Annotated in this window: 11 protein-coding genes and 1 other RNA gene; 5 read left to right on the forward strand and 7 right to left on the reverse strand. The window is 75.2% G+C overall.

What is annotated here, in order from left to right:
* The first annotated feature begins 126 nt into the window (after positions 1 to 126).
* Entirely contained in the window at positions 127 to 2,433 is a 2,307-nt protein-coding gene (gene secD, locus GTW08_RS15105; RefSeq protein ID WP_161152093.1) for a protein translocase subunit SecD, read from the forward strand.
* 11 nt (positions 2,434 to 2,444) lie between these two features.
* Here the strand turns inward: secD and GTW08_RS15110 are convergent, their stop codons facing one another.
* Positions 2,445 to 2,921, reverse strand: a complete 477-nt coding sequence (locus GTW08_RS15110; protein WP_322789694.1) for a hypothetical protein — start codon at positions 2,919 to 2,921, stop codon at positions 2,445 to 2,447.
* A 129-nt stretch (positions 2,922 to 3,050) separates the two neighbouring features.
* On the opposite strand from GTW08_RS15110, the gene GTW08_RS15115 reads away from it, so the two are divergent.
* Entirely contained in the window at positions 3,051 to 3,464 is a 414-nt protein-coding gene (locus GTW08_RS15115; RefSeq protein WP_208623078.1) for a VOC family protein, read from the forward strand.
* Between the two features lie 16 nt (positions 3,465 to 3,480).
* On the opposite strand, the gene GTW08_RS15120 is transcribed toward GTW08_RS15115, so the two are convergent.
* From GTW08_RS15120 to GTW08_RS15130, 3 genes are all read right to left on the reverse strand, one after another.
* The gene (locus GTW08_RS15120) at positions 3,481 to 4,185 is read right to left on the reverse strand and encodes a hypothetical protein (RefSeq protein WP_073577064.1); all 705 of its coding nucleotides are present in this window, start codon (positions 4,183 to 4,185) and stop codon (positions 3,481 to 3,483) included.
* A gap of 63 nt (positions 4,186 to 4,248) precedes the next feature.
* The gene (locus GTW08_RS15125) at positions 4,249 to 4,842 is read right to left on the reverse strand and encodes a DinB family protein (RefSeq protein WP_073577065.1); all 594 of its coding nucleotides are present in this window, start codon (positions 4,840 to 4,842) and stop codon (positions 4,249 to 4,251) included.
* 97 nt (positions 4,843 to 4,939) lie between these two features.
* Positions 4,940 to 5,551, reverse strand: coding sequence for a GDSL-type esterase/lipase family protein (locus GTW08_RS15130; protein ID WP_073577154.1), 612 nt, complete (start codon positions 5,549 to 5,551; stop codon positions 4,940 to 4,942).
* 181 nt (positions 5,552 to 5,732) lie between these two features.
* Between GTW08_RS15130 and GTW08_RS15135 the strand changes: the two genes are divergently transcribed.
* Positions 5,733 to 6,374 (forward strand): LysE family translocator, encoded by a 642-nt coding sequence (locus GTW08_RS15135; RefSeq protein WP_073577066.1) that lies wholly within the window; start codon positions 5,733 to 5,735, stop codon positions 6,372 to 6,374.
* A 143-nt stretch (positions 6,375 to 6,517) separates the two neighbouring features.
* Here the strand turns inward: GTW08_RS15135 and rnpB are convergent.
* From rnpB to GTW08_RS15150, 3 genes are all read right to left on the reverse strand, one after another.
* Positions 6,518 to 6,920: RNase P RNA component class A (gene rnpB / locus GTW08_RS15140), an RNA gene on the reverse strand.
* Positions 6,921 to 6,939: 19 nt separating this feature from the next.
* Entirely contained in the window at positions 6,940 to 7,080 is a 141-nt protein-coding gene (locus GTW08_RS15145; RefSeq protein ID WP_157818543.1) for a hypothetical protein, read from the reverse strand.
* A 141-nt stretch (positions 7,081 to 7,221) separates the two neighbouring features.
* Positions 7,222 to 8,649, reverse strand: a complete 1,428-nt coding sequence (locus GTW08_RS15150; RefSeq protein ID WP_073577067.1) for a protein adenylyltransferase SelO — start codon at positions 8,647 to 8,649, stop codon at positions 7,222 to 7,224.
* A gap of 74 nt (positions 8,650 to 8,723) precedes the next feature.
* Between GTW08_RS15150 and GTW08_RS15155 the strand changes: the two genes are divergently transcribed.
* Together GTW08_RS15155 and GTW08_RS15160 are read left to right on the forward strand one after the other, a co-directional pair.
* Positions 8,724 to 9,488, forward strand: coding sequence for a sulfite exporter TauE/SafE family protein (locus GTW08_RS15155; protein WP_083658913.1), 765 nt, complete (start codon positions 8,724 to 8,726; stop codon positions 9,486 to 9,488).
* A partial coding sequence (locus GTW08_RS15160) for an SLC13 family permease (protein WP_346009914.1) occupies positions 9,485 to 10,231 on the forward strand: 747 nt, incomplete at its 3' end. The genes GTW08_RS15155 and GTW08_RS15160, both read left to right, overlap by 4 nt.

The raw sequence follows: 10,231 nt of genomic DNA on the forward strand, positions 1-10,231 counted from the left end.
CATCGGGTCGCGGGGCCCGCCGCGGGCCTGACCGGACGACCCCGCCGGTCGCCACCGCCCGCCACTCCCCCGCACCACCCCGCCGTGCCCCGGTCCCGACCGGGGCGCCCGCCGCCGAGGATCCCTGTGAAGCCACGCCCCGTGCTCTGGCGGGCGCTCATCGCGCTCGCCGTGCTCGCCCTGTCCTCCGTCGTCGCGCTCACCACCGCCCCCACGCTGGGGCTGGACCTGCGCGGCGGCACCCAGATCGTCCTGGAGACCCGCGACACCCCCGAGGTCGCCGCCGACGGCGAGGGCACCGACCGCGTGCTGGAGGTGCTGCGCGGGCGCGTCGACGGGCTCGGTGTCGCCGAGCCCAGCCTGGCCCGGTCCGGGGAGAACCGGATCATCGTCGAGCTCCCCGGGCTGACCGACCCCGCCGAGGCCGCGGAGACCCTCGGCCGGACCGCGCAGCTGACGATGCACCCGGTGCTCGGGATCGGCGACCCCGCCGCCGGGGGCGCCCCCGGCACCGACGAGCAGGGCCAGCCGCTCCAGCTCGGCCCACCGGCGCTGACCGGCGACATGGTGGGCTCGGCGATGTCCTCGCCCAACCCGCAGGGCGTCGGGCACATCGTGAACATCAGCTTCGACGGCGACGGCCCCGCCCGCTGGCAGTCCCTCACCGGCCAGGCCGCGTGCGCGCCGCCCGGCGACCCGCAGCGCCGGGTCGCGATCGTGCTCGACCAGCAGGTCATCTCCTCCCCGCAGGTCGTCGAGGACATCCCGTGCAACGTCGGCATGCTCGGCGGGCAGACCCAGATCACCGGCAACTTCTCCCCCGAGCAGGCCTCCGAGCTGGCCGTACTGATCGAGGGCGGCGCCCTCCCGCTGCCCGTGGAGATCATCGAGCAGCGGACCGTCGGCCCGACCCTGGGTGCCGACGCGATCTCCGCGAGCGCCTGGGCCGCGATCATCGGCTCGGCGCTGGCCGGGGCGTTCCTCATCGTGGTCTACCGGCTCGTCGGGTTGGTCGCCGTCGTCGCGCTCGGCGGGTACGCACTCGTCGCCTACTCGGTGCAGACCGGGCTCGGTGCCACGCTCACGCTGCCCGGCCTGGCCGCGTTCGTCCTCGCGGTCGGCATGGCCGTCGACGCGAACGTGCTGATCGCCGAACGTTCCCGCGAGGAGTACGCGGCGAAGCCACGCCTGGAACGCGCCTCGGAGATGGGCTATGCGAACTCGCTGTCCGCGGTCGGCGACGTCGCCGTGACCTCGCTGCTCGCCGCGGTGCTGCTGTTCGGGCTCGCGTCGGGCCCGGTCCGCGGGTTCGGTGTCACGCTGGTCATCGGTGTGGTGGTGTCGCTGTTCTCGGCGCTGGTGCTGTCCCGGCTGCTCACCCTGGCCGTCCTCCGGATCCCCGCGGTGAAGCGTAGGCCGGGCATCACCGGTATCACCGGGGTCGGCCCGGTCCGGCGCAGGCTCGAGGCGAGGGACCCCGGATTCCTGCGGCGGCCCGGGCGGTACCTCGCCGTCGCCGGGGTCGTGGTGGTCGTGATGGTGTCCGGACTGTTCGTGCGCGGCCTGGAGCTCGGCGTCGAGTTCACCGGCGGCCGGCTGGTCGAGTTCACGACGACGGACCCGGTGGGCGTGGAGCAGGTCCGCGACGCCGTCGCCACCACCGGGATCGGCGGGCTCACCGTCACCGAGACCGGCGACGGCGCGGTCGCGCTGCGCTCCGGCGAGCTCACCGACGCCCAGGTCGGGCAGCTGCGCGAGGTCGTCGGCGCGGCCGGTGGCGGCGCCGAGCTGCTGCGCGACGAGCTCATCGGCCCCAGCCTCGGTGCCGAGCTGGCCCGCGGCGGGATCATCGCGCTGGGCGTCGCGCTCGCCGCGCAGTTCCTGTATCTGGCGTTCCGGTTCCGCTGGACGCTCGGCGCCGGCGCGGTCGCGGCGCTGCTGACCAACGCGCTGGTCGTGGTCGGGGTGTTCGCCTGGACCGGGCGCACCGCCGACGGCGTGTTCCTCGCGGCGCTGCTCACCGTCATCGGCTACTCGGTCAACGACACCGTGGTCGTGTTCGACCGCGTGCGCGAGCACTGGGCACGCGATGCGAAGGCGCCGTTCCACCGGGCCGTGGGGTCGGCGGTGCTCTCGACGCTGCCGCGGACGGTGAACACCGGCATCTCGACGCTGACGATCCTGGTCATGCTGCTGTTCCTCGGCGGGGCGACCCTCGGGGACTTCGCACTGGCGCTGATCGTGGGCATCGTGGTCGGCACGGTGTCGACGATCGTCGTCGCCGGGCCGGTGTCGATCCTGCTGCAGCAGCGCTGGACCGGGCCCGCGCCGCGGACCTCCGGAGCGAAGCAGCCGGTCGGCAAGGCGGGACGGCGACACCCCTCGAAGGCCGACCGGGCACGGCGCCGCGCGGGCGACGGCGCGGTCGTCTGAGTGCGGCTCGCTCACGTGCGGTCCCCGAGGTCGAGGCGCTCGCCGCAGCGGTCGATCCCGGCGCGGATCATCGCGCCGTAGCCGTCGTCGGGCAGCGCCCCCACCCGGTCCCGGGCCCGGGTCAGGTGGTGGCGCGCCCGGTCGTCGCAGCCGAGGCGACGGTGCACGTCGGCCAGGTTCAGGTGCAGCGACGGCAGGAACCCGCCGACCGTCAGCCCGGCGTGGTGGCGCTGCGCCCGCTCGTCGGTCAGCTCCTCGGCGGCGGCCAGGGCGCGCTCGTCCCACACCAGCTCGGCGGCCGGGTCGTCCTGCACGTCCGCGGCGTAGTGGGCCAGCGTGCACCGGTGGAACGGGTCGCCGTCGGCGGTCACCTGCTCCCACAGGGCCTCGAACCGGGCGCGGGCCCCGGCCCGGTCACCGGCACGGCCCGCCTCGACGGCGGCGCCGACGGCGTCCATGACGGGGTCCGCGGTGACGGGCTGGTCCACGGGGGCCTCCGGTGCTCGGGGGTGGGTCGGGACGCATGCTGCACCGGACCCCCGACAGTTCCGCCCGAGCGGTTCCGCTCGCGCCGATGCGGACACCCGCTGTCCGCATCAGCGGCCAGGATGGTCGCCGTGACCCCGACCCTGCAGATCGCGTTCGACGCCGCCGACCCGCATGCCCTCGCGCGGTTCTGGGCGGCCGCCCTCGGCTACGAGGTGGAGGACCACACCGCCGTCGTCGACGGTCTGCTGGCCGCGGGCCACCTCGGCGAGGCCGACGTGCTCGTCGACGGCGACCGCCGCGGCTTCCGCGACGTCGCCACCGCCCGCGGGCCGGGTCCGCGGCTGTTCGTACAGCGGGTGCCGGAGCCGAAGTCGGCCAAGAACCGGGTGCACCTGGACCTGCAGGTCGGCCCGGAGGAGGCCCCCGCGGAGGTGGAGCGCCTGGTCGCGCTCGGCGCCCGGGTGCTGTGGACGACGGCCGACCGCGGCCCGGTCACCACCACCCTGTGCGACCCCGAGGGCAACGAGTTCTGCGTGTCCTGAGGTCGCCGCGACCGGCTCAGGCGGGCTCGAAGTCGTAGGTCCGCCCGCCGACCCGGAGCAGGTCGACGGCCGAGACCAGCCCGGCGTCGCCGCCGCCCTGGTTGAACCCGGCGGCGTAGGCGGTCATGTCCGGGTACGCGGCCATGATGTCGGCCAGCGTGCGCTGCTCGCCGCCGTCGCGGCACTGCCGGTAGGCGTCGACCCGGCCGATCTGCTGTGTCGTGCAGTAGGTGCCGGACCCGACGTCGTAGCGGGTCCAGGTGCCGGTCGGGGCCCGGTCGGGCAGGTAGGTGAGGACGTACAGGTCGCCGGCCTCCAGGGTGCCGCCGTTCACGTCGACGGCGATCGCGAACGACGGCATCGCCCCGCTCGACGACGCCGGGTCGCGGTAGGCCCAGTAGCTCGCGTCGGTGAACCGGGACAACGGCCCGGCGACCTCGTCGGTGACGTACTGACGCTTGTCCCCGTCGCCCGGGGTGCGCAGCTCGAGGGCTCCGCTGCCGCCGTCGGGCGGGGCGCCGTGGCGGGCGGTGAACCCGCGGCTGCCGGAACCCTCGTCGAGGGTCCCGGCGAACTGGTTCGACGCCGCCGGGGTGACGGTCACCCGCCCCGACGGGCCGAACGGGCCGACCGCGACGGCGGGCTGCAGCGAGGCGAGCCCCACGAGCGCGACGACGGCCGCGGCCGTGGCGATCAGTCCGTTCCGTCGTCCTCGACGCATCCGCCCTCCCCGAAGCCGGTCGTGGGGATCAACGACCGGGGACGCCCGGGGATACCGCCCGGTTCAGGCCAGCAGCGTGCCCGGCGCCGCCTCGTAGGGCTGGAAGAAGTCGTTGGCGGGCGCCCCGGCGAGGGTGAGCACCAGCGCGGGCACCGCGACGCCGTCGATCTGCTCGCGGAGGATGTCGGCGTGCCCCGCGTGCCGGGCGAACTCCTCGACCAGGTGCACCAGGTAGTAGCGGGCGTGGATCGGCCGCGCGTCGTGGATCCCGTGCCAGGGGGCGGGCGGGGCGGTCGAGTCGCCGGCCGGGTCGGTCTTCGCGACGGTGGCGAGCAGCTCGGCCCGGACCCGGTCGAACTCCTCGACGGTCGCGGCGACGGTCTCGTCGTCGCCGACGGTGAAGCTGCCGGTGAACAGGGCGACCGCGGCCGCGTCGAGCGGCTGCTCGGTGACGTCAGCGGTCAGCCGGTCCAGCGCGCCGCGCATGCAGTAGGCGGCGTGCTTGACCAGGCCACCGACGGACAGCGCGCTGCCGCACGGCGTCGCGCGGGCCTGTTCCTCGGTGAGGCCGAGGAGCGCGGAGCGGATCGCCGTGAGCTGCTGGTCGATGTAGTTCAGGAGGCCGGTGACCTCGTCGTGGCGGGCGGGTGCGTACATGGGGTCCTCCGGGTGCTCGGGGGCGGTTCGAGGACGACTGTGCCGCCCGATGCGGTCAGGTCCGGTCCTCGACGGCAGAGGAGCGCGTGCGGATCCGCTACCGGGCCGCGCCGATCCACGACAGCCACGCCGGCATCGCGAGCCGGGCGAGGCGGTCGTAGCCGTCGGCACCGGGGTGGGCGCCGTCTCCGTCGCGGACCCCGGTCGTCCACACCTCGTCGGCCGACAGCGCGTCGAACACGTCGACGAAGGGCACCCCGGCGGCGTCGCACACCCCGAGGAACCGCGCGGTCAGGTCCCGCACCCGCCGGTTCACCGCGGCGTCGGCGATCGGCGGGGGTCCGACGACGAAGGCCGGCAGGCCCGCGGCCTCGGCCCCGGCGAGCAGCCGGGTCCGGTTCGCGACCGTGACGTCCGGCTCCACCCGGCACCGGCCGTCCTCCTCGACGCCGTCGTTCACACCGAAGGACAGGACCAGGCGCTCGTCGCACCCGGGGGCACGGCGTGCGCCCGTCTCGCGCTCCCAGCGGGCGAGGACGTCGCTGCTGGTGTTGCGGCGGATCCCCAGGTTGTAGGCGGTCGTCGGGACGCCCCGGCGCCCGACCGCCGCCACCAGGCGGCCGAACCACCCCCGGCAGTCGGGGTCACCGACACCGGCCACGACGGAGTCCCCCAGCGCGACGACGCGGAGGTCGCGGGTGCTGCTCACCGGCAGATCGTCACACGTGCCCGGGGCGACCACGCCGCCACGCCCCCGTCCGCGCGGGGCCCCGGCCCGCGAGCCCGGTCCCGGAGCCGTCCGAGCGACACAGCACACCCGGGAATCCACTGGTCCGCAGACCGTCGCCGTGATTCGCTCCCGATCACCAGCCGTTCGGTGAGGAGTCGCCGTGATCGAACCGTCCGCAGCCCTGGGTGTCGTCGTGATCGCCCTCGGCATGGTCCTCACCCCGGGGCCGAACATGGTGTACCTGACCTCCCGGGCGATCTCACAGGGCCGGCGCGCCGGACTCGTGTCGCTCGCCGGTACCGCGGTCGGCTTCCTCTGCTACCTCCTCGCCGCGACAGCCGGGCTCTCGGCGCTGTTCGTCGCCGTCCCCGCCGCCTACACCGCGGTCAGGATCGCGGGGGGGCTCTACCTCGCCTGGCTCGCCTGGGGCATGCTGCGCCCCGGCGGACGGTCACCGTTCGAGGCCCGCGACCTCGCGCCCGAGCGCGACCGGCGCCTGTTCGGCATGGGGCTGCTCACGAACCTCCTGAACCCGAAGATCGCGCTGATGTACGCCGCGCTGCTGCCCCAGTTCGTCGACCCCGCCGACGGCGCCACCGGGAGCCAGCTCCTGCAGCTCGGAGCGGTCCAGATCGCCGTCGCGGTGACCGTCAACGGGCTGATCGTCCTCACCGCCGCGTCCGTCTCGGGGTTCCTGGCCGCACGGCCGCGGGCGATGACGGTCCAGCGGTGGGTGGCCGGCACCGTGCTCGGCGGGTTCGCCGTCAGGACCGCACTGGCCCCCGGCCCGGCGACGAGCTGACCCGACCCACGCGGGCCACAGGAGTCAGGCCGTCCCGGTCCTCCCCGGCGCCCCGGACGGCGTGGTCACGACCTCGCGCCGGTGCCGGCCCCGGTCGCGGACCGGGTGCCCGGCGGGGATCGGGCGCGGGCAGGGCTGGGGTGCGGACGAGCCGGTCTGTAAGCCGGATCCTGTTCCCGGGCACCTCACGGTGCTCCGTTCGGCGACCATCCATCTCGGCCTGCCGTCGCCGGCAGGCTCCAGCGGTCCACCCGCAGGCTCGGGCGGGCAGCCCTCATGCGCCTGCGCAGCCGTACACGTACGGCCTCTCGACCTTGCTCCGGGTGGGGTTTACCGAGCCACCCCGGTCACCCGGGGTGCTGGTGGTCTCTTACACCACCGTTTCACCCTTACCCCGCGGCTCCGGGGAGCCGCGTGGCGGTCTGTTCTCTGTGGCACTGTCCCGCGGGTCGCCCCGGGTTGCCGTTGACAACCACCCTGCCCTGTGGAGTCCGGACTTTCCTCGGCGGGACCCGGAGGTCCCGCCGCGGCCGCCCGACCGACTCGTCCGCGTACACGAGGATACTCACGCCGCGACGGCGGCCCGCACGACCTCCGCCAGTTCGTCGCCGCCGGGGCCGTCGGCGAGCGGCGCGCGCCATCCGCCCTGGTAGACGGCGCGGGCGAGCGGCTCCACCGGGTCGAGGGACTCCGGGCCGGCGAGCATCGCGAGGTAGGGCCCGAGCGCCGGCGCGATCCGCGGGTCGGCCGCCGCGGCGGCGAGGATCAGGTCGCTCGGGATGCGCCGGGTGAGGTCGACGTCGCCGCTACCGGGACTGGCTGGTCACGGTCGCGCAGTGCTCGCTGCTCACGTCCCGCAGAACGTCGTGAACGGCGGCGAGTCCGGCCCCGCGGGCTGGGCGTAGCGCTCGTAGCCCTCGCGCTCGGTGAACGGGTGCGCGAGGACCTGCAGCAGCCACTGCACCGGCTCCAGGTCCCCCTCGACGGCGGCGCCCAGCGCCTCCTCGACCAGGTGGTTGCGCGGCACGTAGACCGGGTTGACCCGGTCCATTGCGTCGGCGTCCGGACCGGCGGCCCGCCAGGACTCCAGCCACGGGTCCAGCGCGGCCGGGTCGGAGAGCAGGGCGCGGACCGGCCCGGCGTCGCCCCGGGCGGCCTCGGACAGCCGTCGGAAGAACAGGGTGTGGTCGGGCTTCTGGTCCTCGATCACCGCGAACAGGTCGGCGAGCAGCTCCGGGGTCCCGACGCCGATCTTGGCGAGGTAGCCGCGGTCCCGGGCGGCGAGGTAGGCGTCGGCGAAGCCCGCCAGCTCCTCGGTCGCGAGGCGCACCGCCTCCTCCTGGGAGTCGGCGAACAGCCCCAGCAGCGACTCGCCGAGCCGGGCGAGGTTCCACTGGGCGATGCCGGGCTGGTTGCCGTAGGCGTAGCGGCCACCGGAGTCGATCGAGGAGTACCAGGTCGCCGGGTCGTGGGCGTCGAGGAAGGCGCACGGGCCGTAGTCGATGGTCTCGCCGGAGATCGTCATGTTGTCGGTGTTCATGACGCCGTGCACGAACCCGATCTGCATCCAGCGCGCGACGAGCCCGGCCTGGACGGCGATCACCGCGCGGTAGAGCTCCAGCGGCGAGGACGCCTGCGGGTGGTGCCGGGCGATCGCGTACTCCGCGAGCCGGCGCAGCACGTCGATCTCCCCCGTGGCGGCCGCGAACTGGAAGGTCCCCACCCGCAGGTGGCTGGCCGCGGTGCGGGCGAGCACGGCGCCCGGCTCCGGGCCGCGGTCGCGCAGCACGGGCTCGCCGGTGGCGACGACGGCCAGCGACCGCGTGGAGGGCACCCCCAGCGCATGCATCGCCTCGGAGATCACGTACTCGCGCAGCATCGGCCCGAGCGGGGCCCTCCCGTCGCCGCCGCGGGCGAACGGGGTACGTCCGGACCCCTTGAGGTGCAGGTCGCGGCGGACGCCGTCGGGGGTGACCAGCTCGCCGACGAGCAGCGCACGCCCGTCGCCGAGCCGCGGCGAGTAGTTGCCGAACTGGTGCCCGGCATACGCCTGCGCGACGGTCGTCGCCGAGTCGGGCACGGTCGTGCCGGTGAGCAGCGCGACGCCCTCGGGGGTGCGCAGCTGCGCCGGGTCGAGGCCCAGCTCACCGGCCAGGGACTCGTTGAGCAGCACCAGCCGTGCGTCCGGCGCCGGGGCGGCCTGCCAGGGCAGGTAGAGCCCGTCCAGGTCGCGGACGAAGGTGTTCTCGAACGCGATCTCGGTGGCAGCGGTCATGGGTTCCAGGCTACGGACCCGCACGGTCGGCTGCCGGGGAGGACCGCGGCGTTGCACCGGGATACCGTCCGGTGGTGATCGACCTCTCCCAGCCGTGGGCGCTGGTGTTCCTGCTGGTGGCCGGGCTGCTCGCGGGTGCGGTGAACGCCGTCGCGGGCGGCGGGTCGCTGCTGGTGTTCCCGGCGCTGCTCGGGGTGGGGTTCCCGCCGCTGGCGGCGAACGTCACCAATTCGGTCGCCCAGTGGCCCGGCTACGCCGGGCTGGTGCTCGGGGCCCGCCGTGAGCTGCCCGGACAGGGCAGGCGGATCGCGGTCACCGCGGTCGCCGCGGCGCTGGGCAGCGGAGTGGGCTGCACCCTGCTGCTGGTGCTGCCCAGCAGCGTGTTCGACGCCGTCGTGCCCGTCCTGGTGATCCTGGCCAGCCTCACGATGGCGGTCGGGCCGTGGCTCAAGCGCCGGATCGGCGACCCGGCCGCCCGGGGGCGGGACCGCACCCCGGCACTGTTGGTCGCGGTGTTCCTCGCCGCGGTCTACGGCGGCTACTTCGGCGGCGCCCTGGGCGTGGTGCTGATCTCGGCACTGTCGCTGTTCGCCCACGACGAGCTGCGCAGGCTCAACGCGCTCAAGGGCGTGCTGTCGCTGGTCGTCGCGACGGTGACGGTCGTCGTGTTCGCCCTCGGCGCCCCGGTCGACTGGCTCGCCGTCGCGCTGCTCGCGCCGACCACGCTGGTCGGCGGCTACGTCGGCGCACTGGTCGCGCGGCGGATGCCGGAGACCCTGCTGCGCTGGGCGGTGGTCCTGCTGGGCCTGGCCGTCGGCGTCGCGCTGCTGTTCACGTGAGCCTCCTGCTGGCGGTCGCCCTGCTGGCCGCGGTCCTGGCCGCCGCGACGCTGCGCCCGTTCGGGCTGCCCGAGGCCGTGGTCGCGGTCCCGGCGGCACTGGTCGCCGTCGTCGCCGGGCTGGTGACCCCGGCCGGGGCGTGGACCGAGATCGGCGAGCTCGCCCCGACCGTCGGGTTCCTCGCCGCGATCCTGCTGCTCGGGCACCTCGCCGACGCCGAGGGCGTGTTCCGCTGGCTGGGCGCGCGGCTGGCGACGGCGTCGGCCGGGTCCCCGCGACGGCTGCTGGTCGCCGTCTTCGCCGCGGCGGCCGGGACGACCGCGGTGCTGAGCCTGGACGCGACGGTGGTCCTGCTGACCCCGGTGGTGCTGGCGACGGCGGCCCGGCTGGGGGTGGCGTCGCGGCCGCACTCGTTCGCCTGCGCCCACCTGTCGAACTCGGCGTCCGGGCTGCTGCCGGTGTCGAACCTGACGAACCTGCTGGCGTTCTCGGCGTCGGGGGTGGGGTTCCTGACCTTCGCGGGGCTGATGGTCGGGCCGTGGGTGGCGGTGATCGTCGTCGAGTACCTGGTGCTGCGGTGGGTGTTCCGGCGCGACCTCGCCTCGGAGCCGGAGCCGGCCCCGGCCGGTCCCGCGGTGCCCGCGCCGGCCGCGCCGGTCGTCGCGCTGGTGGTGCTCGGGCTGACCCTGGCCGGGTTCGCGGTGGCCTCGCCGCTGGGCGTCGAACCGGGCTGGGTCGCCGCA

The organism is Pseudonocardia sp. SID8383 (assembly GCF_009864975.1).
GTDB lineage: Bacteria > Actinomycetota > Actinomycetes > Mycobacteriales > Pseudonocardiaceae > Pseudonocardia > Pseudonocardia alni.

Bases quoted from the DNA above. Each gene is read 5' to 3' on its own strand.
- GTW08_RS15120 (WP_073577064.1), bottom strand. From the start codon at position 4,185: ATGCGTCGAGGACGACGGAACGGACTGATCGCCACGGCCGCGGCCGTC.
- GTW08_RS15125 (WP_073577065.1), bottom strand. From the start codon at position 4,842: ATGTACGCACCCGCCCGCCACGACGAGGTCACCGGCCTCCTGAACTAC.
- GTW08_RS15145 (WP_157818543.1), bottom strand. From the start codon at position 7,080: ATGCTCGCCGGCCCGGAGTCCCTCGACCCGGTGGAGCCGCTCGCCCGC.
- GTW08_RS15150 (WP_073577067.1), bottom strand. From the start codon at position 8,649: ATGACCGCTGCCACCGAGATCGCGTTCGAGAACACCTTCGTCCGCGAC.